Below are 25,067 nucleotides of genomic sequence, written 5' to 3' on the forward strand. Positions count from 1 at the left end.
AAAACCGGGACAAGCCCGGTGGACAATGAGTGGCACAGCTTCCGACTGACATCGGACGAGGGGCATCGTACGCAGGCTTTAACGTTAAAGCAACACTTTAATTCTATCGCTTTAACTTATTGATTTTGCTCACTTGCATCATGCGCAGCATGCACCATCCCCATGCTCCGTCAGTGCTGCTCCGCTCCCAGCACTGCCTGGATCTCGGCCTGGATCGCATTCGCCGCAGCGGCCGGATCGGCAGCCAGGCGGATCGGCCGGCCGACCACGATGGCATCGGCGCCGTCGTGGAAGGCCTGCGCCACACCCACGGTGCGTTGCTGGTCGTCGCCGACCGGGCCGCCGGGGCGTATGCCGGGGCAGACGATCGAAAACCCTGCGCCGGTGGCGCTGCGGATCGGGCCGGCCTCCTGGCCGGAGGCGATCACCCCGTCGATGCCGGCGGCCTGCGCGGCCAGCGCGCGCTCCACCACCACCTCCACCGGTTCGCGGTCGATGCCCATCGCCGCCAGGTCCGGCCGGCCCATCGAGGTCAGCACGGTCACCGCCAGCAGGCGCATGTCGCCGTGGTTGGCCTCGGCGGCGGCCTGCAGCATGCCGGCGTGCCAGCCGTGCACGGTGCAATAGCTCACCGGCCACTGCGCCAGCCGGCGGATGGTGCCGGCCACGGTGGCGGGGATGTCGAAGAACTTCAGGTCGACGAACACGCGCTTATCGCGCCTGGCCAGGGCGTCGAGCACCTGGAAATACTCGCCGGAGGCCAGCAGCTCCATGCCGATCTTGTAGAAGGACACCGACTCGCCCAACCGGTCGACCCAGGCGATCGCCTCGTCGTGGCCGGGCACATCCAGCGCGAAGATCAACCGCTCATGCGCGGCCAGCGGCAACGGGGCGCGGCTCATCGGGCCACCTCCAGCGCGGCGCGCTTGGCATCGTGGCGCTGCTGCCAGGGCTGGGCGTAATCGTTGTTGAACTGCGCCGGCTCCCAGCCGCCGTAGCTGGGGTTGGGCAGCATCCACCAGCGCTCGCCGAACCAGTCGTGGTACTGCTGCAGCAGCGCGCCACGCGCCCGGCCGGTGTTGGCGGTGACCTGCACGAAGTCGCCGAGCTGGTCGCCGAACTGCATCAGCACGCGGTACTTCTGGCCGGCCAGCTGGCGCCGGCAGTTCTTCTCGCTGCCGTTCTGCTCGCAGCCCTGGACCACCGTGCCAAGGCCCAGGAACACGCTGTCATCGGCCACCGGCAGCCCGACGCTACGCAGGTTGGCCAGCGTGGCGTCCTTCAGGTGCACGGCGCGGTTGGAGATGTAGATCAAGGTGATGCCGCGGGCGTTGGCGGCCTTGGCGAAATCCACCACGCCCGGGATCGCGGTGGCCTTCTTCTCCGCCACCCACTGGTCCCAACTCAGCTCGTCGTATTCCTTGCCGTCGCGCAGCAGGCGCGCCTGGTACGGCGAGTTGTCAAGCACCGTCTCGTCCACGTCCAGCACCACCGCCGGCTTCAGCCCGGTGGCGGCATTGCCGCGTTCCTCGGGCACCAGCGCGTCCCAGTTGGGCTGCTTCAGCGCAGCGTCCAGCTTGTCGGCAGCGGCGCGGTAGGTCTGCTCGGCCACTGCGCGGTATTCCTCCGAGCGCTGCATCCACAGCACCGCGTTGAGGTTGTCGTCGCCGGCCGGCGCGGTGGCGGCTGCGGGCGGCGTAGCAGTCTTGGCTGCGGCGGCGCCGGCGGCCGCATTGGCGGACACGGCGGCGTCCTGCGCGCGCTGCGCCAGCTCCTTGTCGCCGGGTTTGCAGGCGCTCAGGGCCAGCGCGGTGCAGGCGAGCAGGGACAACGGGGCGTAAAGCGAGGGGCGCATGGCATCCACCAGAACAGGAGCGGCAATGAAGACCGCGATTTTAGCGGGTTCGCGCCGCCCCGCCCGCTCCGGCTGATGGCTATGCCGTCAGCAACGGCTGAGGCGAACGGATGGCTGCCGCTGCGACAAGGGGCGTATGGCCAGTTGACCGAATGGGTTTGAACACCACTGCGACGGATGCGTGCTTGCGCCAGTCCGACCCTGCTCAGGCTGATGGTCGCCGCACAATGCAGACGTGCACCATGCAGACGTCGATGTCGTAAGCCACGCTGCGTGATGGCCGCACCGGAAGAACGCAAATGCAAGATCGGCATATGCTTGTGCGCTGATTGCCCCGGAGTCGCCCCCATGACAGATGCACCTTCCCCGCCCGTCCTCGATACCGCCCAGGCCCGCGTGCTTGGCTGCTTGATCGAAAAAGAGGCGACCACGCCGGATGCGTATCCGCTCACGGTCAATGCCGCGCAGGTGGCCGCAAACCAGAAGACCGCACGCGAGCCGGTGCTGAACCTGCAGACCGGCGTGGTGCATCACGCCCTGCGTCAACTCGAAACCCTGGGGCTGGTCCGCCAGCAGTTCTCCTCGCGCGCCGAGCGTTACGAACACCGGCTGGGCAGCGTGCTGGACCTGACCCGCCAGCAGGTGGCCCTGATCGGCCTGTTGCTGCTGCGCGGCCCGCAGACGCTGGGCGAGCTGTTCGCGCGCAGCGAGCGGCTGGCGCGCTTCAACGATGCCGACGACGTACGCCACCATCTGGACCGGCTGATCCAGCGCGGCCTGGCGGTGCAACTGCCGCGTGCCAGCGGCCAGCGCGAGGACCGCTACATGCATCTGCTCAGCGGCGAACTGGATGTGGAGGCGTTGCAGGCCGCGGCGGCACGCGCTGCGCCAGGCCCCCGCAGCAACGCCGACAGCAGCGAGCTGGAAGCGCGCGTACAAACGCTGGAAGCCACCGTCGCCGAGCTGCAGGATGCGCTGGCCGCCGTGCAGGCGCGCCTGGAGGCGGCTGGCGCCTAGCGCGACGGTTCGCTCATGGAGATGCCCGCTTCACATCGACGCCCGCGCGGGGCGCGAAGCGCGCAACGACCAGCCAAACCGCCAGACGACGCGCTTGCCGCGCAGTAACGGCGCAACCTGCGGCCGGCCCGCTTACGTCGGCGTATCCACCTCGTCCCAGTCGGCGTCTTCGAAGTGCAGCAGCCAGTTGAGGGTGTAGTGACGCTCGTAGACCACGCCCGGCACGATGCCGGCCGGTGGCGGTCGCTCGCTCTGGCCGGCCTGGCGCACCGCCCAATGCAGGCGCAAGTGCCGGTCCAGCGCATCCAGCAGCTCGGGCACCGGTCGTAGCGTCAGCGACGGGCGCGTCGCGGCTTCGGCATGCTCCAGCGCGCGCTGGGCGGCCAGGGGCACATCGCACAGGCTGGTCGGCTCCGGCAGCGCCTCGGCCAGTCCCAGGGCCCACTGCAGCACGGCCAGGCTCTCGTAGCGCCAGCCGAAGTTGGCGAGCTGCTGCGGCTCCGGCGCAGGCTGGGCAAAAAAGGCGCGCTCCTGCGGCGACAGTGCCGCCACCACACCGGGCAGGCGGGTGTCCATCGCTTCCAACGCGGGTGGCGTATCGCCGGCGGCCAGCATCTCCGCGCGCAAGGCCACCGCAAACAACGCCAGCATGCGCTGCGTCACCGCCGCCGCATCGCGCACCCGCGCCTCGGCCTCGCCAGGCACCGGCGGCAGGCTGGGTGGCACGCGGATGCCTTGCGCGGTCAGCTGCGCAAGTTGCTGCGCACGCCGCTGCAAGGCATCCGGCGGATACGGCACCTGCGCCTGCTCATCGATCGCCGGCTCGCCCTGGCTGATCAGCACCCGCCCGTGCGGATCACGCACGCTACCGTCGGCCAGGAAACACACTGCGTTGGCCTGCTCGGCCCACTGCGCCAATTCCCCGAAGGCCGCATCGTCGACCTCGAAGGTGAAATGCTGGCGCACACGCTGCACATGCCGCATCAGGTGATAGCGCGGCTGGGTCATCTGGCCGTCGCCGGCCTGATTCACGTAGCCGACGAAGCCATGCAGATGCGTGGCCAATTCCGGATCGGCGTGATCGCGGTACTGCACGGCGGCGCGCGGCAGGAAATCCGGCCACAACGGCTCGCGCAGCGTGGAATAGGCGTTGACCAGCAATGGCATGCAAGTGTCCTTGTTGGGGCGACGGACACAACGACGGCGCTTATCGCCAGGCAGGTGCGGTGCGGTGCGGAGTCGCTGCGCCGTTCGTCCACCGAAGTGCCTGCGCGCGGTCCCCGCCAAGCTGACGACTGTTTGCTGCGTTGTGTCGGCCGCGTTCAGCGGTGAGAGTCGCCGCCAGGGTGCCGCAGGCCTGCCCGGCTGTCCATGTCGGCCGGAGCGAGCGCGATCGTGTAATACAGCACCGGATGGTCCTCCTGGCTCAACACGCGCAGGCCTTGCCGCTGCAATCCGAGTTTTTCCAGCGCGCGAATCGAATCGGCATTGTCCGGCGACACGATCGCGCACAGCTGCGGCAACCCCAGCACATCGCGCGCATGGTCCAGCACTGCGCGCCCGGCCTCGCTGACATAGCCCTTGCCGCGATACTCGGGCAGCAGTGCAAAGCCGATATGCGGCACCGGCAAGGTATCGCGGCGCAACAACCCCAATGTGCCGGCAAATGCCCCTTCGGCGCGCGTCTCCACCGCCCAGTGCGCAAAGCCGTATTTTTCCTGGTGCGCCTGCGCCCACTCACGCAGATGATCACGCGCCTGCTCGCGGGTGCGCACACCGCGGTCGTTGATGCCGGCGATGAAGCCGGGGTCGTTGACCAGCGTCAGCACTGCGTCGGCATCGCGCTCGGGATCCAATGTCCGCAGGCGCAAACGCGGGGTTTCGATCACGACAGTCACGGCGCACTCCGGCATCAGGGCAAACCAGACTGCCGTGCAGGCGGGTCGCTGGCAAGCCTGCGCGGTACGCAACAACCGCTAGTCGAACAACGCCTGGATCGCTGCCAAGCCCGCACTGGCGCGCTCCTTCTTGCGCTCGGCATCGGCCACCGGGTCGGCGCCGTCGCGCTGCAATTCTTCGGCCGGGATCTCGTCGAAGAAGCGGCTGGGCTTGAGCCGCACATGCTCGCCGAACTTGCGCGTCAATTTGCTATGGCTCATCCACAGCTGCTCCTTGGCGCGGGTGATACCCACATACAGCAGCCGGCGCTCTTCCTGCAGGTTGCCTTCTTCCAGGCTCACTTCATGCGGCAGCACGCCGTCCTCGCAGCCGACGATGAACACATAACGGAATTCCAGGCCCTTGGACGCGTGCATGGTCATCATGCGTACCTGGTTGCCGCCATCGTCCTTGTCGTTGCGCGACAACAACGCCAGCTGCGCGGCCAGATCGCTGGCACTTGCACCACGCGGGCCGCCTTCGAACCACTCGGCCAGCTCGTCCAGATTGCGCTTGCGGCGCTGGAAGCCGGTTTCGTCCTTGGACTGATTGCGCAGGTCGTTGAGCAGGCCGGATTTGTCGGCAAGCATGCGTACCAGCTCCCCCGCCGGCAGCCTGGCCGAATGCTCGCGCATATCGCGCAGGATATCGGTGAACGCACTCAGGCCGTTGGCCGCACGCGGCGGCAGGTGCTGCAGCGCACCCATCGACTCGGCCGCGCGCGACATCGGCACCGACTTCGCACTGGCAAGCTCGGCCAGCCGCGCCAGCGAGGTCGCACCGACCTCGCGCTTGGGCGACTGCACGGCACGCAAAAACGCCGCGTCATCTTCGGGGTTGACGATCAGCCGCAACCACGACAGCACGTCCTTGACTTCCTGCCGCTCCAGAAACGCGGTGCCACCGGTCAGGTGATACGGCACGCGCAGCAGCTGCAGCGCCTTTTCCAGCGGCCGCGATTGAAAATTGCCGCGGAACAGGATGCAGAAATCGCTCCACGGCACCTGCTTGGCGGTACCCAGGAACGAGATCTCGGCGGCGACCTTTTCCGCTTCGTGCTCGCTGTCGCGGCATTCCCACACGCGGATGCGCTCACCATCGGCCTGATCGCTCCACAGGGTCTTCAAGTGCTCGTGCGGGTTGTGCGCGATCAAGGCATTGGCCGCACGCAGCACGCGGTTGGAGCAGCGGTAATTCTGTTCCAGCTTGATGATTTCCAGCGCCGGATAATCGCGGCCCATCTGCTGCAGGTTTTCCGGATTGGCACCGCGCCAGGCGTAGATGCTCTGATCGTCGTCGCCCACGCAGGTGAAGTTGCCGCGCGGGCCGGCCAGCATTTTCAGCAGCCGGTACTGCGCATCGTTGGTGTCCTGGCACTCGTCCACCAGCAGGTAGCCGATGCGCTCGCGCCAGCCCATCACGATCTCTTCGTTGGCCTCCAGGATCTGCACCGGCAGGCGGATCAAGTCGTCGAAGTCCACCGCGTTGAAGGTGGTCAGCCGCGCCTGGTAGCGCTCGTACAGGCTGGCGGCTTCCTTTTCGCGATTGCTGCGTGCCGCCGCCATCGCCTGTTCGGGCGACAGGCCGGCGTTCTTGGCGCGCGAGATCAGGTTCTTGGCATCTTCGATCGCATCGGGCTTGGCGCCGTGCATCAGGTCCTTGATCTGGGCGGCGGCATCGTCGGAATCGAAGATCGAAAAGCCGCGCTTCAAGCCGGCAGCGGCGTGCTCGATCTGCAGGAACTTCAGCCCCAGCGCGTGGAAGGTACAGATGGTCAGGCCATCGGCGCCATCGCCACGGATGCGCTTGGCCACACGCTCGCGCATTTCCTTGGCCGACTTGTTGGTGAAGGTGATCGCGGCGATGCGCTTGGCCGGATAGCGGCCGGTGGCGATCAGGTGCGCGATCTTCTCCACGATCACGCGCGTCTTGCCGCTGCCGGCACCGGCCAGCACCAACAAGGGACCTTCGCAGTGCAGCACTGCGGCGCTTTGCGGGGGATTGAGACCGTGCATAGAGGCTTCCAACAGAGCAGGCCATTGTACCGGCGCCGCGCCAGGCAGGCCTGCGCCGCCGGTTCATGCAGATGGCTGTCACCGCCGGCCGCCCGGCCCGGTAAAATCCACCAATGGCCAAGCTCTACTTCTACTACTCGGCAATGAATGCCGGCAAGACCACCACCTTGCTGCAGTCGGCGCACAACTACCGCGAACGCGGCATGCGCACCTTGATCCTCACGCCCAAGCTCGATCACCGCGCCGGCAGCGGCGTGGTGGCCTCGCGGATCGGCCTGCGCGCGGACGGGCGCACCTTCGATCGCGGCACCGAGTTGCAGCAACTGATCGAACGCGACATCCAGGCCGAAGGCGCGCTGCATTGCGTGCTGGTGGACGAGGCGCAGTTCCTCAACCGTGGCCAGGTCTGGCAGTTGAGCGAGGTGGTCGACCGCCTGCGCATTCCGGTGCTGTGCTACGGCCTGCGGACCGACTTCCGCGGCGAGCTGTTCGAGGGCAGCCAGTTCCTGCTGGCATGGGCCGACGAGCTGGAGGAGATCAAGACCATCTGCCACAGCGGCAGCAAGGCCACCATGACCGTGCGCGTGGATGCACAAGGCCACGCGGTGCAGGACGGCCCGCAGGTGGAGATCGGCGGCAACGAGCGCTACGTGTCGGTCAGCCGCGCCGAGTTCAAGAAGATCATGCGTGGCGAAGGCCGCATCGACCCGCTGCAGATCGCGCTGCCGCTGCCGCCGGCGGGCGCGTAACGCTCCACGGCATCGCGCTGACTGAGGTGCAGCGCGACGCCGAGAATGTCGCCTGCCGCGGGCAATGCCGATCTTCTACGAAACCGGGCATCGGCATGTCGCCCAGTGAGAATGGCATCGTCATGCCGAAGCGGTTGCGCACCCGACGAAGCCTTGCCCACGCACAGATACCGTCCTTGTGCGGCGGCCATGACCCGATCCCGCCAGATGGTCTTGATGCGCGGATCGCGACACGCCACTTCCTGGATGATTCGGCCTTGCCGCGCCGGGTATTTGCCCGCCATCGGGCAGGTAAACCGCCGTGGTAACTGGCTGAAGAATTCAGCCGAAATGCCGTTGACGCGCTGCTCCGGTATGCACGTGTGATGCGTCGATAAACCCCTGCAGGCATTCGATCGCCGCTGTATTTCCGCTACACATCAACAGGCGTATCGTTGCGGTGCCGTTGCAGCGATCCGCGCGCAACCAGGCGCAACCACAGTCCTGTAAACTGGCGACCATCCACTTGTCGGGAGGCAATTCATGGGTCCGCTTCCTCCCGAGTTACGCGCAGATATCGCGCGTGTTGGCCGGCTATCGTCGGTCCCGGATGTCCTGACCATTCTCACCCGTCTGACCGGCATGGGGTTCGCGGCTGTTGCGCGCGTGACCGATACGCGCTGGATCACCTGCCAGGTCCGCGACGAGCTGTCGTTCGGCCTGGCGCCCGGCGACGAGCTGCCCCTGGTCACCACTTTCTGCGACAGCGTGCGTACCCAGGGCAACGCGTTGTGGTTCGGCCATGCCTCCGAGCACCCGGTCTTCCGCGACCACCCCACGCCGCGGCTGTACGGCTTCGAGAGCTATGTGTCGGTGCCGATCAAGTTTGACGACGGCAGCGTGTTCGGCACCTTGTGCGCGCTGGACCCGTTGCCGCGCGTCATGGACGCGCCGATGGTGGAAAAGGTCGAGCTGCTGGCGCAACTGCTAGCAGCGCAGATCCAGGCCGAACAACGCGCCGAAGAGAGCGCGCAGGAATCGCGGCGCGCACGCAGCGAACTGGGACGTATCGGCGCCTCTGCGCGCCTGCGCGAAGAATTCATCGGCATCCTTGGCCACGATCTGCGCAACCCGCTGCAGTCCATGCATGCGGTGGTGGACATGCTGGCAATCGACCCGCTTAACCAGCGCCAGGGCGGCGCGATCCGGTCGATGCAGCGCAGCCTGCGGCGCATGGAAGAACTGATCGACTTCGCCAACGATTTCGCGCGCGGTATCGAACGCGACTGGCTGCAACTGGACTACGGCAACGGCAGCGATCTGCTCGATGCCTTGTCGCAGGTTGTCGATGAAACCCGCGCCGCGTATCCGAACCAGGTGCTGTCCACGCATGTGGCCATCGACGAGCCGGTGCATGGCGACGCGGTGCGCCTGGCGCAGATGTTCGGCAGCCTGATGATCAACGCCGTGGTGCAGGGGCAACAGAGTTCGCTGATCAAGGCGGTCGCGGTCACCGAGCAGGGCCGCCTGCGCATCGAGGTCTGCAATCTGGACGGGATCGATCCACGCCGGCTCGACGTGCTGCAGGCCTCCACCCATGTGCACACCGGCGGACGCGCCTTGCCCGAAGTGGATCTGGGCCTGCACATGGCCGCCCAGATCGCCCGGGCCCATCAAGGCGAACTGCGCATTCTCAGCGGCAAGGACGGCACCTGCTTCCGGGTGGACCTGGCCTGCGTGCGCCCGCGTGCGCGCATGCAGTTGGTCAACAGCTCGACGTCGGCCTGAGTCCGAGGCGGCGCCTGGGCGCCGCAGCCGCGACTGTGCGGCTGCAACGCAGCCGCGCTCGACATTCGAAATCGGCGGCCTGTCGTCACTGCGCCATCCGCACCTGCCTGCCAATCGCGTCTCGTATCGGTCGCGCGATGTACCTGTGCGCTAGTAGACCTTGCGCTCGCTCGCCGGTGGCGGCGTCCACTGGTACAGCCAGGTCTCGGTCAGCGGCTTGCCGTTGGCGCGCAGGAACAGGCGGATATCGATCTGCCGGGTGCTGTCATCCGGCGGTACCAGGTCGAACATCGCCCGATAGCCCTTGAGCTCATGCAGCGGACGCGCCGACACGATCTCGGTGCTGCCACGCGACACCTGGAGGATGGCCTCGACCTTGGCTTTCGGGTCCTTGGCCAACGCAGCCAGTTCGCCCCCGGCAAAATCCACCGCAAACCGCCACGAGAAATGGCTGCGCTTCTGCCCGACGATGCCGCCCAGGCCGGTGCGCGTGGCCACGCAATGCGCCAGCGGCGAGCTGGCCGGCGGATGGGCGCCCCAATACAACCGGTACCCCATCAGCAACTCTTGCCCCGGCTGCGGCTTGTCCTGCGGATTCCAGAACGCCACGATGTTGTCGAAGGTCTCGTCCATGGTCGGGATCTCGACCAACTGCACCGAGCCCTTGCCCCAGCCGTTCTTGGGTTCCACCCACAGGCAGGGCCGCTTCTCGTAGAACACGCCGTCGTCCTGGTAATGGTCGAAGTTGCGATCGCGCTGCAACAGGCCGAATCCGCGCGGATTCTCATCGACGAACATGTTGAAGCGCAGCTGCGGCGGGTTGCACAACGGCCGCCAGATCCACTCGCCGCCGCCGGTCCACATCGCCAGGCCGTCGGTGTCATGGATTTCCGGCCGCCAGTCCCAGTCCATGCGGCGATCGTTTTCGCCGACCTGATACATGCTGGTGCACGGACCGATCCCCAATCGCTCGATGGTCTTGCGCGGATAGAGCGCGCTGTCGATCTCCATCACCAGCACCTCGCCATTGGTGATGGCAAAGCGATACGCACCGGCAACGCTGGGCGAGTCCAGCAGCCCGTACACCACCACGGTGTTCGAATCGTCGGCAGGCTGTTCCAGGTAATAGGCGATAAAGTCCGGGAACTCCTCCGGCCCGCCGGTACCGGTATCGATGGCCAGCCCGCGCGCCGACTGCCCGTACTGGCCTTCCTTGCCGACCGCACGGAAATAGCTCGCGCCCAGGAAGGCCGAGAAATCGCGATCGGTGTCCTTGCGCGTGTTGAGACGGAACCCGGCAAAGCCCAGGTCCTTGGGCAACTGCTTGCCGCCCAGCCCGCTGCTGCCGTAATCGAACGCCGCCGGGTCGTAGGCCAGTTGCTGCGCCTGGCCGTCGACGATGTCGTAGATATGCACAGGGGTATGGAAATACAGCCCCAGATGGAAGAACTTCGCCTGGAACTTGCCGTTGCCGTCGGCCCATAGTGCATGGTCCTGGCGGTAGCGGATCGACTGGTATTGATCCCAGTTCAATGCTTCCAGCGACCCGGGAAGCAGCTGCTTATGGCTCTTGTAAGGCGCCGTGGCCAACGCACGCGCCTGCCCCTTGAGCCAGCCATAGTCGAACGGCTGCGGCTGTCCCAAGCGACGCAGTCCAACGGCCTTGGCCGCCAACGCCCACTGTGGCAGCGCCGGCAAACCGAGCGCGGCCAGTGCGGCGGCGGCATTCTTCAGGAAGTGGCGTCGTTGCATGCGCATCGGTCTGCTCAGGGAATGGCCGCCATCATAGCCACAGCTCGGCACGGAGGTGAATGCGGAGGTCAGGGCGCCTGAGACGAAGGCGCGCACGCATTGGTCAGTTGCAGCTCCTTAGCCTTGCTGCACAGGAACTGTTGTTGCGCCTGCTGCGCGTCGGGTCCGCTGTAGCGCAGCAAGGTCCACTGCTCGTTTGCCTGCATGCGCTCGCCCGGCGCCAGCTGCCGGTACGGTGCGTGCACTTCCATTTCCAGCAGTCCGCGCTCGGGATGCTGCGGCGGCGCGTCCAGATACAGCTCCACCTGCCCTTGCTCCGGATGGATCGCGGACAGCGACTGGTGCGCAAAGCGGATCACCAGCACCTGGTCGCCCGCAAAGCCCGCCATCCAGCCTGCCGAAGGCTGCAACAACACCTTGCCGCGCTGAATCAGCCCGTCCTGGCGTGCATCGGCACGCAATGCAAACACGCCGCCTTGATGCCGGTAGGTCGGCGCAACCGTGCCGGCCTCGGTCGGCGGCTGAACACGGATATCAGCTGCATTGGCCACCGGTACGAATACACGCGTGTCCGCCGCGACCCGCGTGTTGAACCATAGATCCCAGGCGATCGGCTCCTCGCGAATATTCCGAGCGATTGCTTCCACCTCCACGGTATCGGCACGCGTGGATGCAAGAGCCACGCGCTTGCGTAGCTGCACGCCGGTGACCGGACTTGGCACGCCTTCCAGGATCAGGTGATCGCCACTACGTGTGACTGCACGTGTGGTTGCCAACGACAGATACGGATCCGGTGGCCAGACCGCGGTGGCCGCCTTGCGTGTCGGGTTGACCTGTTGATGCACCCACCACTGACTCTGCGGCCCTACCCAGACATCGTGGCCGAGGTACGGGATATCGCCTGCGGTCGCGGACACTTCTGGCACGGGCTGCTGATCAACCGCCTCACCCGTCTTCAACACGTTGGGGTGTCCACGCAAATTGAAGGACAGCACGCGCCCACCGAACGCGGGCGTAGCACTGAGTTCAACAACTCCGTTGTGCAACTGGATGCGCTCAACTGCAGGTTTGGTGCTGGACGCAAGCTCATCCGCGTATGCGCCTGTTGCCAGCGGCAACGCTGATGCACCCACAAGCATGATCGGCATAAAGTAGCGCAGTGAGGCAGGCATGGACGACTCCAATCGCAGGACGTCACGATTGTGGCGCGATGCACGGCAACGCACCATCAAGCAATTGGCCACTGTGGCTCCAAGCGCGCCGTTTGCTGTTACCCGAGGGCGACTCGCCAGCTGTCGTAGCTGACGCAGAACTGGAGGCTGGTGTTTCAATCAGCGTGGGTCACCTGGCGGGCGTTCAACGTTGGCAACTGCTGCACCACACCGTCGCACGTTGCCCGATCGTGGCGTGTTTCAACACACGTCCACACTGCTTGCAGGTTTCACCCTCGCGCCCATACACCGTGAGTTCCTGCTCGAAGTAACCGGGCGCCCCGTCCGGGCTGATGAAATCGCGCAGCGTGGTTCCGCCGCGCTGGATGGCGTAACCGAGGATGTCTTTCACTGCCGTGGCCAGACGCCGGTAACGGTCCAACGACACTTTGCCCGCTTCGCGTAATGGGCTGATTCCGGCGCGATGCAGGCTTTCTGCCGCATAGATATTCCCCACGCCGACGACGACCGCCTGATCCATCAGAAAGGTTTTCACTGCCGCGCGCCGGCCATGCGCCAATGCATGCAGATAATCGCCAGTAAATGCATCCGATAAGGGTTCCGGGCCGAGTGCCGCCAGCAGATCGTGCACGTGTGCATCGCTCTGCCACAACAGGCAACCAAACCGACGCGGATCGTTGAAGCGCAGGACACGGCCATTTTCCAGGCTGATATCCACGTGATCGTGCGCCCGCGGCGGGGTATCGCCGGGTAAGACGCGCAGGCTTCCGGACATTCCAAGATGCATCAGCGCGCTGCCGCCGGCATCTGTATCGATCAACAGGTATTTGGCCCGGCGACGCACATCGGTGATGGTCGCACCGGGCAACAAGCGCTCGATCTGCTCGGGAATGGGCCAGCGCAGGTCGGGGCGTCGCAGGATGACGCCATGGATGCGTTGGCCAACCAGATGCGGAGCCAGGCCACGCAAAGTGGTTTCGACTTCGGGCAGCTCGGGCATGCAGGTCTCCAATCGTCCAGGCCGGCGGTACGCCGGCACGGATCAATATGGTGGCCAACGGCAGTAAATCCAGCTCGTCGCCCCAGTCTCGTTACGGTGCTCGATTGCGCCTAGAGCGTCCGAATGCCGTGGTGAGATTCGGACCTTTGCCTTTGCCTTTGCCTTTGGCTTTGCCTTTGGCTTTGCCTTTGGCTTTGGCTTTGGCTTTGGCTTTGGCTTTGACTTCGGCTTTGGCTTTGGCTTTGGCCAGTTGGCTTAAATTTCGCACAAAAAGAAACCCTCAGTCCTATTGGACTGAGGGTTTCGGGTAAAGCCCCTGGCGATGACCTACTCTCGCATGGCTTGAGCCACACTACCATCGGCGCAGCTGCGTTTCACTTCCGAGTTCGGGATGGGATCGGGTGGTTCCACAGCGCTAATTTCACCAGGGAGACGGTTGGAGCAGCGCTTGATAGCGCTCGTCTCGCATAGGTAACTTGTGACGTAGCTTGCGTTTGGTGATCTACCAACGTTCGTTGGGACCAAGGCAACTTGAGGTTATATGGTCAAGCCGCACGGATCATTAGTATCAGTTAGCTCAATACATTGCTGTACTTACACACCTGACCTATCAACCACATAGTCTATATGGTTCCTTTAGGGGGCTTGTGCCCCGGGAAGTCTCATCTTGAGGCGCGCTTCCCGCTTAGATGCTTTCAGCGGTTATCGCTTCCGAACATAGCTACCCGGCAATGCCACTGGCGTGACAACCGGAACACCAGAGGTTCGTCCACTCCGGTCCTCTCGTACTAGGAGCAGCCCCTCTCAAACTTCCAACGCCCATGGCAGATAGGGACCGAACTGTCTCACGACGTTCTGAACCCAGCTCGCGTACCACTTTAAATGGCGAACAGCCATACCCTTGGGACCGACTACAGCCCCAGGATGTGATGAGCCGACATCGAGGTGCCAAACACCGCCGTCGATATGAACTCTTGGGCGGTATCAGCCTGTTATCCCCGGAGTACCTTTTATCCGTTGAGCGATGGCCCTTCCATACAGAACCACCGGATCACTAAGACCTACTTTCGTACCTGCTTGATCCGTCGATCTTGCAGTCAAGCACGCTTATGCCTTTGCACACAGTGCGCGATGTCCGACCGCGCTGAGCGTACCTTCGTGCTCCTCCGTTACTCTTTAGGAGGAGACCGCCCCAGTCAAACTACCCACCATACACGGTCCCTGATCCGGATAACGGATCTAGGTTAGAACGTCAAGCACGACAGGGTGGTATTTCAAGGATGGCTCCACTGCAGCTAGCGCCACAGTTTCATAGCCTCCCACCTATCCTACACAGACGAACTCAACGTTCAGTGTAAAGCTATAGTAAAGGTTCACGGGGTCTTTCCGTCTTGCCACGGGAACGCTGCATCTTCACAGCGATTTCAATTTCACTGAGTCTCGGGTGGAGACAGCGCCGCTGTCGTTACGCCATTCGTGCAGGTCGGAACTTACCCGACAAGGAATTTCGCTACCTTAGGACCGTTATAGTTACGGCCGCCGTTTACTGGGGCTTCGATCAAGAGCTTCGCCTTGCGGCTGACCCCATCAATTAACCTTCCAGCACCGGGCAGGCGTCACACCCTATACGTCCACTTTCGTGTTTGCAGAGTGCTGTGTTTTTGATAAACAGTCGCAGCGGCCTGGTTTCTGCGACCCTCTTCAGCTATAGCTCGCATGAGCCACCAAAAAGGGTGCACCTTCTCCCGAAGTTACGGTGCCATGTTGCCTAGTTCCTTCACCCGAGTTCTCTCAAGCGCCTGAGAATTCTCATCCTACCCACCTGTGTCGGTTTACGGTACGGTCTTCGTGAGCTGAAGCTTAGGAGCTTTTCCTGGAAGCGTGGTATCAGTGACTTCGCCATAAAGGCTCGTCTCGGTGCTCGGTCTTAAAGGATCCCGGATTTGCCAAAGATCCAAACCTACCGCCTTTCCCCGGGACAACCAACGCCCGGTACACCTAACCTTCTCCGTCCCTCCATCGCACTCACGCGAGGTGCAGGAATATTAACCTGCTTCCCATCGACTACGGCTTTCGCCCTCGCCTTAGGGACCGACTAACCCTGCGTCGATTAACGTTGCGCAAGGAAACCTTGGGCTTTCGGCGTGCGGGCTTTTCACCCGCATTATCGTTACTCATGTCAGCATTCGCACTTCCGATACCTCCAGCAGACTTCTCAATCCACCTTCGCAGGCTTACGGAACGCTCCTCTACCGCGCATAAAACAAGTTTTATGCACCCCAAGCTTCGGTTCACTGCTTAGCCCCGTTAAATCTTCCGCGCAGACCGACTCGACCAGTGAGCTATTACGCTTTCTTTAAAGGGTGGCTGCTTCTAAGCCAACCTCCTGGCTGTCTATGCCTTTCCACATCGTTTTCCACTTAGCAGTGAATTTGGGACCTTAGCTGTGGGTCTGGGTTGTTTCCCTTTTCACGACGGACGTTAGCACCCGCCGTGTGTCTCCCGGATAGTACGTACTGGTATTCGGAGTTTGCAATGGTTTGGTAAGTCGCGATGACCCCCTAGCCATAACAGTGCTCTACCCCCAGTAGTATTCGTCCGAGGCGCTACCTAAATAGCTTTCGAGGAGAACCAGCTATCTCCGGGTTCGATTAGCTTTTCACTCCTAATCACAGCTCATCCCCGTCTTTTGCAACAGACGTGGGTTCGGGCCTCCAGTACCTGTTACGGCACCTTCACCCTGGCCATGACTAGATCACCCGGTTTCGGGTCTACTGCCCGCGACTATGCGCCCTTATCAGACTCGGTTTCCCTTCGCCTCCCCTATACGGTTAAGCTTGCCACGAACAGTAAGTCGCTGACCCATTATACAAAAGGTACGCAGTCACTCTTGCGAGCTCCTACTGCTTGTACGCACACGGTTTCAGGATCTATTTCACTCCCCTCTCCGGGGTTCTTTTCGCCTTTCCCTCACGGTACTGGTTCACTATCGGTCGGTCAGGAGTATTTAGCCTTGGAGGATGGTCCCCCCATATTCAGACAGGGTTTCACGTGCCCCGCCCTACTCGTCTTCACTGGAGTGGCCCTTTTAAATACAGGGCTATCACCTTCTATGGCCAATCTTTCCAGATTGTTTTTCTAAAGCCATTCCAGCTTAAGGGCTGCTCCCCGTTCGCTCGTCACTACTTAGGGAATCTCGGTTGATTTCTTTTCCTCCGGTTACTTAGATATTTCAGTTCACCGGGTTCGCTTCCAGCAGCTATGAATTCACTGCAGGATACTGCCGAAGCAGTGGGTTTCCCCATTCGGATATTGCCGGATCAAAGCTTGTTGCCAGCTCCCCGACACTTTTCGCAGGCTACCACGTCCTTCATCGCCTCTGACCGCCTAGGCATCCACCGTGTGCGCTTATTCGCTTGACCATATAACCCCAAGTTGCCTCGGAGTTACATGCCGTGTTGTGTGGGGTACAAAGCCACCAACGCGAACATACGACTCAATTATTTAGGGACTCGAAGTCCCCGCCTTAGCCTCAACGACACGTTTAGATAGATATCTCAAACGCTCGCTACGTCACAAGTTATAAAAGAACATGTATCAGCCTCAACGCTGATCCATATAAATTCTTAAGTGTGCACTACATTCAGAGTGGTGGGTCTGGGTAGACTCGAACTACCGACCTCACCCTTATCAGGGGTGCGCTCTAACCACCTGAGCTACAGACCCGAAGTCTTTTCACTCAATATGGTGGAGCCTGTCGGGATCGAACCGACGACCCCCTGCTTGCAAAGCAGGTGCTCTCCCAGCTGAGCTAAGGCCCCAAAAGGGACTTCGCATACCGACCTGTGCCGGTATGAATCTCTGAATGCAGGTAATTTGTGAGGACGCCCGCAAGACGATGACGTCATGCTCAAAAGGAGGTGATCCAGCCGCACCTTCCGATACGGCTACCTTGTTACGACTTCACCCCAGTCATCGGCCACACCGTGGCAAGCGCCCTCCCGAAGGTTAAGCTACCTGCTTCTGGTGCAACAAACTCCCATGGTGTGACGGGCGGTGTGTACAAGGCCCGGGAACGTATTCACCGCAGCAATGCTGATCTGCGATTACTAGCGATTCCGACTTCATGGAGTCGAGTTGCAGACTCCAATCCGGACTGAGATAGGGTTTCTGGGATTGGCTTACCCTCGCGGGTTTGCAGCCCTCTGTCCCTACCATTGTAGTACGTGTGTAGCCCTGGTCGTAAGGGCCATGATGACTTGACGTCATCCCCACCTTCCTCCGGTTTGTCACCGGCGGTCTCCTTAGAGTTCCCACCATTACGTGCTGGCAACTAAGGACAAGGGTTGCGCTCGTTGCGGGACTTAACCCAACATCTCACGACACGAGCTGACGACAGCCATGCAGCACCTGTCTCACGGTTCCCGAAGGCACCAATCCATCTCTGGAAAGTTCCGTGGATGTCAAGACCAGGTAAGGTTCTTCGCGTTGCATCGAATTAAACCACATACTCCACCGCTTGTGCGGGCCCCCGTCAATTCCTTTGAGTTTCAGTCTTGCGACCGTACTCCCCAGGCGGCGAACTTAACGCGTTAGCTTCGATACTGCGTGCCAAATTGCACCCAACATCCAGTTCGCATCGTTTAGGGCGTGGACTACCAGGGTATCTAATCCTGTTTGCTCCCCACGCTTTCGTGCCTCAGTGTCAGTGTTGGTCCAGGTAGCCGCCTTCGCCACGGATGTTCCTCCCGATCTCTACGCATTTCACTGCTACACCGGGAATTCCGCTACCCTCTACCACACTCTAGTGACCCAGTATCCACTGCAATTCCCAGGTTGAGCCCAGGGCTTTCACAACAGACTTAAACCACCACCTACGCACGCTTTACGCCCAGTAATTCCGAGTAACGCTTGCACCCTTCGTATTACCGCGGCTGCTGGCACGAAGTTAGCCGGTGCTTATTCTTTGGGTACCGTCAGAACAATCGGGTATTAACCGACTGCTTTTCTTTCCCAACAAAAGGGCTTTACAACCCGAAGGCCTTCTTCACCCACGCGGCATGGCTGGATCAGGCTTGCGCCCATTGTCCAATATTCCCCACTGCTGCCTCCCGTAGGAGTCTGGACCGTGTCTCAGTTCCAGTGTGGCTGATCATCCTCTCAGACCAGCTACGGATCGTCGCCTTGGTGGGCCTTTACCCCGCCAACTAGCTAATCCGACATCGGCTCATTCAATCGCGCGAAGCCCGAAGGTCCTCCGCTTTCACCCTTAGGTCGTATGCGGTATTAGCGTAAGTTTCCCTACGTTATCCCCCACGAAAGAGTAGATTCCGATGTATTCCTCACCCGTCCGCCACTCGCCACCCATAAGAGCAAGCTCTTACTGTGCTGCCGTTCGACTTGCATGTGTTAGGCCTGCCGCCAGCGTTCACTCTGAGCCAGGATCAAACTCTTCACTTAAAATTACATGCCCGAAGGCAAATTACTTTAGCTGCAGAAGTTCAACCACTGGCAACTTATCGCTTGCAAAGCAATTAATATGTTGCATTTTGATTAAACGTCTGCAAGATGGACAATCATCCTTCCTGCAGGCGTCCGCACAAATTACCTGCGCACACTGTCAAAGAACATTGGGAAGTGGCCTCAGCGCCGTTCCCGTCAGCTTCGTCGTTTCCGTCGAAGCGAGCCGCCCATTATAGCGGACTTTTTCTTGCCGTCAACACCTCATTTCGAGGTGGTTGACGCTGCTTCGTTTCGACCCGAAGGTTTTCTGCGAAGCGAGCCGGCCATATTAGCAGGCTTTTCATCTTCGTCAACCCCTCGTGAAGAGGAAGTTGCCGCCGCTGCACTTCAATCCGCCGTAGCGTCTTTCCGTGTAGCGAGCCGCCCATCATAGCCGGCTTTTCCGTTTCGTCAACACCTTGTGATGTTTCCGATTCGCCCCGTTCGTTGTTGCGATGCTTCGAGAAGCGCCGCCGTCCTGAGCGAGGCCGCGCAGTTTATCGAGACTGTGCAGAAGTGCAAGCACTTTTTGACACTGGCATGACACGGGCGTCATTGCGCCCATGCGCCAGGCCTGATTCCACGCACTTTTCGGTGTATCCGGCCTGCTCTCTCTATCAGGGTCATAGGACCATGTGTCCGCATTGCAGCGACGTCATGCTTTCCAGGCAGGACAACAAGAGCGTCGATAGAGAGCCGACCACGCGAGGTGCTGCGCTATCGATCACCGGCGTGCTCGGTAAGAATGCATGCACTAGATAGAGAGCTCCAATGTCTCCCTTACGCAGCCTGCTTCGCGATCTGTCCCTGCCTGCGATTGCTGCGGGCTTCGTCACCGTGCTGGTGGGCTTTGCCAGTTCTGCGGTGATCGTGTTCGAAGCGGCGCGTCACCTGGGAGCGGATCAGGCGCAGATCGCCTCGTGGATGTGGGCGCTCGGCATCGGCATGGGCGTGACCTGCATCGGGCTGTCGCTGCGCTACCGGGTGCCGGTGGTAACGGCATGGTCCACGCCGGGTGCGGCCATGCTGATCGGCAGTGCGGCCGGGGTGCCGTTGCGCGAGGCAGTCGGCGCGTTTGTGCTGGCGGCGGTGCTTGGCATGCTGGCCGGCTTCTCGGGCTTGTTTGAGAAGGCGATCCGGCGCATTCCGATCTCGCTGGCCTCGGGCATGTTGGCTGGGGTGTTGTTGCGTTTCGGGCTGGACCTGTTCGTGGCGATGCAGAGCCAGGTGTGGCTGGCGCTGGCGATGCTGGCGGCCTATCTGGCCGGGCGGCGCTGGTTTGCGCGCTATGCAGTGATCGCGACCTTGCTGGTCGGCGTGGCGATTGCGGCCGGCAGCGGGTTGATGCAGTGGAAGAGCGTGCAGCTTGAACTGGCCCGGCCGGTGCTGGTGGTGCCGTCGTTGTCGTGGGCGGCGTTGTTCGGGCTGGCGATTCCGTTGTTCGTGGTCACCATGGCCTCGCAGAACGTGCCGGGCGTGGCGGTGATCCGCGCTTCCGGCTACGCGGTACCGATCTCGCCGACGATCGGCTGGATCGGGGTGGTCAATACGCTGCTGGCACCGTTCGGCGGCTATGCCTTGAACCTGGCGGCCATCACTGCGGCGATCTGCATGGGCCGCGAAGCGCACGAGGATCCGGCGCGGCGTTACACCGCTGCGGTGAGCGCGGGCGTGTTCTATGTGCTGATCGGCGTGTTCGGCGCGACCGTGGCGGCGGTGTTTGCCGCCTTCCCGCGCGAGCTGGTGATGGCCATCGCCGGGATCGCCTTGCTGGGCACGATCGGCAACAGCCTGGCGGCTGCATTGCAGCAGGACAGCGAGCGCGAAGCGGCCTTGATCACCTTTCTGGTGACCGCATCGGGACTGACGCTGGGCGGGATCGGCGCCTCGTTCTGGGGCCTGGTGGCCGGGACGATCACCTTGCTGGTGTTGCGACCGCGGGCCTAGGGCAGCGATCAGAACGACGGCGCGCACCGCCAGGCGGGCGCGGCCGGTGCACGGAACCGGCGTGAACCACTCGACACTGCGCTTCTTCCGCGCCGTCCGCACCCCGCTGGCGACTGCGGGCTCCGCTTCGCCAGCCACTCCTGGCCGCGGCAGACGATTCGGTTGCGGGCCGCGCTTATTCCGGGTCGCGTAGCTGCAGCAGCCAGTGGGCGGTGACGCCATTGGGGCTGGGCAGCGGTTCGAGATGGAACTGACGGTAGACCAGCGCGCCGCCCTGCGAGCGCAGCGGCAGGGTGACATAGGCGGCGCGCCCTTGCCGCAGCGCGTCTTCGAGCAGCTCCACCTTGGACGGGGCGGCATCGCTGGCCAGCAGGGACAGGATGTCGCAACCGATCAGGTCGGCCACTTCGGTCTGGCTGAGTTCTGCGAAGGCCGGATTGACGAACATCAGCCGGTGCGCGTCCGCGGTGCCGCGTTCGATGATGGCCACACCATCGCGCAGGCGCGAGAGCGAGGCTTCGAGCAAGGTGAAATCCTGCTGGAAGCGCTTGCGCTCCATCAGTTCGATCAGCACGCGCAGGCTGCGCGCCGATTCCAGGTGCAGCGGCGACCAGCGCCGCGCGCGACCGCGCACGGTTTCCTGCCAGAGGTCGAAGCTCTTGCGTGGCGACAAGCGCGAATTGGGAATGTCCTGCAGCTTGGCCAGCTGCGGATTGCCGGCCCATTTGACCTGCTGCACCTGCTCGCGGCGGGTCCACAGCAAGGCGCTGCGCGACTGCGGCATCAGCGGCACGAAGATGAAACCGGCGGCCAGCGGGGCGAGGTCGGCCAGCTCGGGGAACACCTCGCCGATCGCATCCACATGCAGGGCGCCGACCGCGTCTTCGCGCAGGGCATCGTGGTGTTCGGATTCAATGTGGTCGCGGATGCGGCGCAGCGCGGCCGCGTCCGGGGTGCTGCCATGCCGGCTGATCTCGCCGCCATGGAAGATCGCCACGCCGTCGGCGTCGACCACGTCCATCAGGTCGGGCGCCATGTCGGCGAGCATTTCCACGGTCATCTGGTCGGCGTCATTGAAGTCGGTGATCAGCTTCTCGCGCACGGTGAGCAGCACCGATTCCATATGCGCACGCGCCACCGCCTGCAATCCGCCGATGCGCCCGGCCAGCGCGCGGGTCACCGCATCGGTGGCATCACGCATGGCGTGGCTGGTGAAGTGCGGGCTGTAGTGGTGGCAGGCGATCAGCCCCCACAGCGCATCGTTGACGACGATCGAGGACACCAGCGTGGCGGTCACGCCCATGTTGGCCAGGTATTCCAGATGCACCGGCGAGACGCTGCGCAGGCTGACATCGCTCAGGTCCACCGGGGTGCCCAGGCGCGGATGCAGCGTGGGTTCGATCGGCGAGGCCCGATAGCCGACGTCGGCAATCTGGCGGACGCGGTTGCGCAGGTACAGCGCGCGCGCCTGGGCCGGGATGTCGGTGGCTGGGTAATGCAGGCCGAGATAGGCGTCCAGCTCGGGCTGGCGCGCTTCGGCGATGACGTCGCCGTTCCACTCTTCGTCGAAGCGGTACACCATCACCCGGTCGAAGCCGATCATGCTGCGCAGCCCCTTGGCGGCGCGCACGGCGGCTTCGGCGATGCCGGGATCGCGCTCGATGCTGCGCAGCAGCGGCAGCGCTTCGCGCAGGGTGACGTCCATCAGGCGTGCATCGCGCGGCTCGATTTCCACCAGCCACTGCTCCGGATACAGATGCCAGGCGGCCACCCAGGGGTGGTCGGTGGGTGCTGCACGCAGGGGAAAACGCACGTCGGCATGCAGCAGGTGCTGCGCCTGGTCCTCCACCGCAAACGGCTGCTCGCCGGGCAGTTCCAGCACGTGGGTATAGACCATGCCCAGCAGCTCGGCCAGCGGCACGCCGAGCAGGTCGGCGGCGGTGGTGCTGGCCTGCACGATGCGGCCGTCGGCCGGCTCGATCACCAGCAGCACGCCGTATGGCTGGATCAGGCCGGGGATATGGATCGGCTCACGCGCACAGACATCCATATCCAGGGGTTCGGTGGGCTGATTCACGGGCGCGGCTCCGCTGCAAGACAGGTATGGAAGTGGGCGAACATGCGCTGCGCACCGTCGATGGCGGACGCGCGCGCGGAAGAGGTGTCCAGGCGTTGGTCGAGCACGGCCTGGAAACGGCGCCAGCCGGCCGGATCGTCGTTGGCCAGTTCGAAATAGCGCAAGGCATCAGCCAGCGCAGGCTGCTGCTTGCGCAAGGTGCGCGCGATCATTCGCCCGCCGAGTTGCGAGCCTTCGATGACGTAGAGCATGCCCCAGCGCGCGGCATCGTTGCCGGCGGCAGGCGCCGCGATGGGCGCCTGCGGCGGCTGCCCGAGCGTGTGCAGGTCCTCGCGCAGGGCCGGGACGCGGCGGCGGTACTGCCAGCCAGTGCCGATCAGGGTGCTGAGCCAGTCGCTCAGTTGCGCTTCGAAGCCGGCCAGCAGCGCATGGTGCCGACGCAGGATCAGCGCGTAGGCAGCGCGATCGACCTGCCCCTGCCCCAGCGCCTGCATCAGCGGAACCGTTTCGACCAGGCGGTGGGTGTCCTGCGTGGCATGGCGCAGCACGAGCGCGGCCGAGGGCGGAACAGCCAGGGTGTCAGGACACATAGGGAGTCGAGGCGGTGCCGCAGCACGGAGGACACCAGCCTAGCAGCGACTGCGCAAATCAGATAAAGCGGGCGCGAGCACAAGCTGAATAGGTTGGCATCACCCCTGTGCCGCGGGGGCCATGCCGGCCCCCCGCCCCGCCCGGCGCCAGGCCATGACCCAGCCTGCGGCCAGCAGAAAACCCGCCAGCAACCAGGGTGCGCCGGGCAGATGCAGCGGTGCGCCCGTGCCGATAAACCAGGCGAACACATTGGCAAACAGCAGCGGACCGGCGATACCGGCCAGACTGACCAGGCTGGTCAGCGCGCCCTGCACGCGGCCCTGCGCATCGGCGCCGACCTCGCGGGTGATCAAGGCCTGCGCGGCCGGTGCGGCGATCGCCCAGAACGCGCTGATCGGCACGCCGATCAGGAACGTGGTGCCGCTGTCGGCCAGCCCGTAGATGACGAAACCGACCACCCCGCAGCCCAGACCCAGCAGCAGCGCACGGCGTTCGCCCAGCCAGCGCACCAGCCGGCCGACCAGCAGCGCATTGACGATGATGCTGCACACGCCGACGCCGGCCAGCACCCAGCTCACCTCGCGCGGGCCCCAGTGATATTGATAACCGGCGAACAGCACGAAGATGCTGGGATAGACGTAGTGCGCCAGGTTGGCCAGAAACACCACCGAGGCCAGGCCGAACACCTGCGGATAACGGCGCAGCAGCTTGAGCGCGCCGAGCGGATTGGCATGCGACCAGTCCAGGCGTGGCGTGCGGCGTTCGGCAGGCAAGGATTCGGGCAGCACGAACCAGCCATACAGCACGTTCAGCAGCGCCAGCCCGGCGGCAAACCAGAACGGCCAGCGCAGGCCGATGCTGCCCAGCCAGCCGCCGATCAACGGCCCGGCGACAAAGCCAATACCGAACGCGGCGCCAAGCATGCCGAACGCGCCGGCGCGTTTGTCGGCCGGGGTGACGTCGGCGATGTAGGCATTGGCGGTGGAAAAGCTGGCCGAACACACCCCGGAGATCACCCGCGCCAGCAGCAGCATCGGCAGGGAATGGGCGACCGCCATCAGGATGAAGTCCAGGCCCAGGCCCAGGCAGGAGAGCAGGATCACCGGGCGGCGGCCATAGCGGTCGGACAGGGTGCCCTGCAGCGGCGAGCAGACGAACTGGATGGCGGCAAACAAAAAGCCGAACCAGCCGATCCAGCCGGCGGCGACGGCGTAGTCGCCCCCGGTGAACTGGCGCACCAGATCCGGCAGCACCGGAATGATCACGCCGAACGACAGCACGTCGATCAGCACGGTGATGAAGATGAAGATCAGCGCGGCGCGGCGCCGGCCCGTGGCGGGAGCGGAATCTGCTGGGAGGGACATCGCGCTGCGCAGTGGGGCGAAGCGGCGAGTGTAGCGGTGGACTGGGTGGCGGAGTTGTGGGGATGAGCTGTCGCCTGATACGCCCAACGCCCCCATCACTGAAAGCCCCTCTCCTGCGGGGCGAGAAGGCATGGCACGCGCGCCACTGGCGCGCGTGCCCTGGAGCGCCTGCGCCTCATGCGTGGGCCGGGGCGCGTAGCGGGGGTTGGGGTGAGGGTACCGACGAAGCCACAGGAATTGCGAGGTGACACGAGGCTTCGCCCGCACCCTCGTCCGCCCCTTGGGGGCACCTTCTCCCGGCGGGAGAAGGGAGCCGTGCTG

Annotated in this window: 15 protein-coding genes, 2 tRNA genes, 3 rRNA genes and 2 other RNA genes; 6 read left to right on the plus strand and 16 right to left on the minus strand. The window is 63.5% G+C overall.

What is annotated here, in order from left to right; all coding sequences use genetic code 11:
* Positions 1 to 170: 170 nt before the first annotated feature.
* Both pyrF and ABQY74_RS20100 read right to left on the minus strand, forming a co-directional pair.
* Positions 171 to 902, minus strand: a complete 732-nt coding sequence (pyrF, locus tag ABQY74_RS20095; RefSeq protein WP_104575991.1) for an orotidine-5'-phosphate decarboxylase — start codon at positions 900 to 902, stop codon at positions 171 to 173.
* Positions 899 to 1,864: a 5'-nucleotidase, lipoprotein e(P4) family gene (locus ABQY74_RS20100; protein ID WP_126968743.1), complete on the minus strand. Its 966-nt coding sequence runs from the start codon at positions 1,862 to 1,864 to the stop codon at positions 899 to 901. Before ABQY74_RS20100 ends, pyrF begins: the two co-directional genes overlap by 4 nt.
* 339 nt (positions 1,865 to 2,203) lie before the next feature.
* On the opposite strand from ABQY74_RS20100, the gene ABQY74_RS20105 reads away from it, so the two are divergent.
* Complete coding sequence (locus ABQY74_RS20105) at positions 2,204 to 2,872, plus strand: YceH family protein (protein ID WP_047127679.1); 669 nt, start codon at positions 2,204 to 2,206, stop codon at positions 2,870 to 2,872.
* A 132-nt stretch (positions 2,873 to 3,004) separates the two neighbouring features.
* On the opposite strand, the gene ABQY74_RS20110 is transcribed toward ABQY74_RS20105, so the two are convergent.
* A complete protein-coding gene (locus tag ABQY74_RS20110; RefSeq protein WP_349794679.1) occupies positions 3,005 to 4,039 on the minus strand; it encodes a DUF4272 domain-containing protein in 1,035 nt (344 codons plus the stop codon).
* A gap of 75 nt (positions 4,040 to 4,114) precedes the next feature.
* Between ABQY74_RS20110 and ABQY74_RS20115 the strand changes: the two genes are divergently transcribed.
* A non-coding RNA gene (locus tag ABQY74_RS20115) (sX9 sRNA) lies at positions 4,115 to 4,190 on the plus strand.
* A 4-nt stretch (positions 4,191 to 4,194) separates the two neighbouring features.
* Here ABQY74_RS20115 and ABQY74_RS20120 read toward each other — a convergent pair.
* Together ABQY74_RS20120 and rep are read right to left on the minus strand one after the other, a co-directional pair.
* Positions 4,195 to 4,785 carry a GNAT family N-acetyltransferase gene (locus ABQY74_RS20120; RefSeq protein ID WP_104644593.1) on the minus strand — a complete coding sequence of 197 codons (591 nt, stop codon included), beginning with the start codon at positions 4,783 to 4,785 and terminating at the stop codon, positions 4,195 to 4,197.
* Positions 4,786 to 4,848: 63 nt separating this feature from the next.
* Complete coding sequence (gene rep, locus ABQY74_RS20125; protein ID WP_024937657.1) at positions 4,849 to 6,825, minus strand: DNA helicase Rep; 1,977 nt, start codon at positions 6,823 to 6,825, stop codon at positions 4,849 to 4,851.
* 113 nt (positions 6,826 to 6,938) lie between these two features.
* On the opposite strand from rep, the gene ABQY74_RS20130 reads away from it, so the two are divergent.
* Together ABQY74_RS20130 and ABQY74_RS20135 are read left to right on the plus strand one after the other, a co-directional pair.
* Positions 6,939 to 7,574 carry a thymidine kinase gene (locus ABQY74_RS20130; protein WP_039527659.1) on the plus strand — a complete coding sequence of 212 codons (636 nt, stop codon included), beginning with the start codon at positions 6,939 to 6,941 and terminating at the stop codon, positions 7,572 to 7,574.
* Between the two features lie 522 nt (positions 7,575 to 8,096).
* Positions 8,097 to 9,341 carry a GAF domain-containing sensor histidine kinase gene (locus ABQY74_RS20135; RefSeq protein WP_024937659.1) on the plus strand — a complete coding sequence of 415 codons (1,245 nt, stop codon included), beginning with the start codon at positions 8,097 to 8,099 and terminating at the stop codon, positions 9,339 to 9,341.
* Positions 9,342 to 9,491: 150 nt separating this feature from the next.
* Here ABQY74_RS20135 and ABQY74_RS20140 read toward each other — a convergent pair whose 3' ends face one another.
* From ABQY74_RS20140 to ABQY74_RS20175, 8 genes are all read right to left on the minus strand, one after another.
* On the minus strand, positions 9,492 to 11,093 hold the full coding sequence (locus ABQY74_RS20140) for a glucan biosynthesis protein (protein WP_047127789.1): 1,602 nt from the start codon (positions 11,091 to 11,093) through the stop codon (positions 9,492 to 9,494).
* Positions 11,094 to 11,161: 68 nt separating this feature from the next.
* On the minus strand, positions 11,162 to 12,265 hold the full coding sequence (locus ABQY74_RS20145; RefSeq protein WP_349794694.1) for a DUF4380 domain-containing protein: 1,104 nt from the start codon (positions 12,263 to 12,265) through the stop codon (positions 11,162 to 11,164).
* Between the two features lie 184 nt (positions 12,266 to 12,449).
* A complete protein-coding gene (gene mutM / locus ABQY74_RS20150) occupies positions 12,450 to 13,265 on the minus strand; it encodes a bifunctional DNA-formamidopyrimidine glycosylase/DNA-(apurinic or apyrimidinic site) lyase (protein WP_349794683.1) in 816 nt (271 codons plus the stop codon).
* A 314-nt stretch (positions 13,266 to 13,579) separates the two neighbouring features.
* Positions 13,580 to 13,694: ribosomal RNA gene (rrf, locus tag ABQY74_RS20155) — 5S ribosomal RNA — on the minus strand.
* A 112-nt stretch (positions 13,695 to 13,806) separates the two neighbouring features.
* Positions 13,807 to 16,687: ribosomal RNA gene (locus ABQY74_RS20160) — 23S ribosomal RNA — on the minus strand.
* Positions 16,688 to 16,914: 227 nt separating this feature from the next.
* Positions 16,915 to 16,991, minus strand: a tRNA-Ile gene (locus tag ABQY74_RS20165).
* A 19-nt stretch (positions 16,992 to 17,010) separates the two neighbouring features.
* Positions 17,011 to 17,086, minus strand: a tRNA-Ala gene (locus ABQY74_RS20170).
* A gap of 92 nt (positions 17,087 to 17,178) precedes the next feature.
* A 16S ribosomal RNA gene (locus ABQY74_RS20175) occupies positions 17,179 to 18,725 on the minus strand.
* The 16S, 23S and 5S rRNA genes sit together here with 2 tRNA genes alongside, the layout of an rRNA operon.
* Positions 18,726 to 19,538: 813 nt before the next feature.
* On the opposite strand from ABQY74_RS20175, the gene ABQY74_RS20180 reads away from it, so the two are divergent.
* Both ABQY74_RS20180 and ABQY74_RS20185 read left to right on the plus strand, forming a co-directional pair.
* A complete protein-coding gene (locus tag ABQY74_RS20180) occupies positions 19,539 to 20,714 on the plus strand; it encodes a benzoate/H(+) symporter BenE family transporter (RefSeq protein WP_104560842.1) in 1,176 nt (391 codons plus the stop codon).
* A gap of 61 nt (positions 20,715 to 20,775) precedes the next feature.
* A non-coding RNA gene (locus ABQY74_RS20185) (sX9 sRNA) lies at positions 20,776 to 20,850 on the plus strand.
* Positions 20,851 to 20,889: 39 nt separating this feature from the next.
* Here ABQY74_RS20185 and bphP read toward each other — a convergent pair.
* The 3 genes from bphP to ABQY74_RS20200 form a co-directional block, all read right to left on the minus strand.
* Positions 20,890 to 22,791 (minus strand): bacteriophytochrome BphP, encoded by a 1,902-nt coding sequence (gene bphP / locus ABQY74_RS20190; protein WP_184230799.1) that lies wholly within the window; start codon positions 22,789 to 22,791, stop codon positions 20,890 to 20,892.
* Positions 22,788 to 23,381: a biliverdin-producing heme oxygenase gene (locus ABQY74_RS20195; protein ID WP_047126570.1), complete on the minus strand. Its 594-nt coding sequence runs from the start codon at positions 23,379 to 23,381 to the stop codon at positions 22,788 to 22,790. Before ABQY74_RS20195 ends, bphP begins: the two co-directional genes overlap by 4 nt.
* Positions 23,382 to 23,480: 99 nt before the next feature.
* Positions 23,481 to 24,746: a TCR/Tet family MFS transporter gene (locus ABQY74_RS20200; protein WP_046345147.1), complete on the minus strand. Its 1,266-nt coding sequence runs from the start codon at positions 24,744 to 24,746 to the stop codon at positions 23,481 to 23,483.
* Between the last annotated feature and the right edge of the window lie 321 nt (positions 24,747 to 25,067).

Origin of the sequence: Xanthomonas sp. WHRI 7064 (assembly GCF_040202355.2) — a bacterium.
GTDB lineage: Bacteria > Pseudomonadota > Gammaproteobacteria > Xanthomonadales > Xanthomonadaceae > Xanthomonas > Xanthomonas arboricola.

Bases quoted from the DNA above. Each gene is read 5' to 3' on its own strand.
- pyrF (WP_104575991.1), bottom strand. From the start codon at position 902: ATGAGCCGCGCCCCGTTGCCGCTGGCCGCGCATGAGCGGTTGATCTTC.
- ABQY74_RS20105 (WP_047127679.1), top strand. From the start codon at position 2,204: ATGACAGATGCACCTTCCCCGCCCGTCCTCGATACCGCCCAGGCCCGC.
- ABQY74_RS20110 (WP_349794679.1), bottom strand. From the start codon at position 4,039: ATGCCATTGCTGGTCAACGCCTATTCCACGCTGCGCGAGCCGTTGTGG.
- ABQY74_RS20120 (WP_104644593.1), bottom strand. From the start codon at position 4,785: ATGCCGGAGTGCGCCGTGACTGTCGTGATCGAAACCCCGCGTTTGCGC.
- rep (WP_024937657.1), bottom strand. From the start codon at position 6,825: ATGCACGGTCTCAATCCCCCGCAAAGCGCCGCAGTGCTGCACTGCGAA.
- ABQY74_RS20130 (WP_039527659.1), top strand. From the start codon at position 6,939: ATGGCCAAGCTCTACTTCTACTACTCGGCAATGAATGCCGGCAAGACC.
- ABQY74_RS20135 (WP_024937659.1), top strand. From the start codon at position 8,097: ATGGGTCCGCTTCCTCCCGAGTTACGCGCAGATATCGCGCGTGTTGGC.
- ABQY74_RS20140 (WP_047127789.1), bottom strand. From the start codon at position 11,093: ATGCAACGACGCCACTTCCTGAAGAATGCCGCCGCCGCACTGGCCGCG.
- ABQY74_RS20145 (WP_349794694.1), bottom strand. From the start codon at position 12,265: ATGCCTGCCTCACTGCGCTACTTTATGCCGATCATGCTTGTGGGTGCA.
- mutM (WP_349794683.1), bottom strand. From the start codon at position 13,265: ATGCCCGAGCTGCCCGAAGTCGAAACCACTTTGCGTGGCCTGGCTCCG.
- ABQY74_RS20180 (WP_104560842.1), top strand. From the start codon at position 19,539: ATGTCTCCCTTACGCAGCCTGCTTCGCGATCTGTCCCTGCCTGCGATT.
- ABQY74_RS20195 (WP_047126570.1), bottom strand. From the start codon at position 23,381: ATGTGTCCTGACACCCTGGCTGTTCCGCCCTCGGCCGCGCTCGTGCTG.
- ABQY74_RS20200 (WP_046345147.1), bottom strand. From the start codon at position 24,746: ATGTCCCTCCCAGCAGATTCCGCTCCCGCCACGGGCCGGCGCCGCGCC.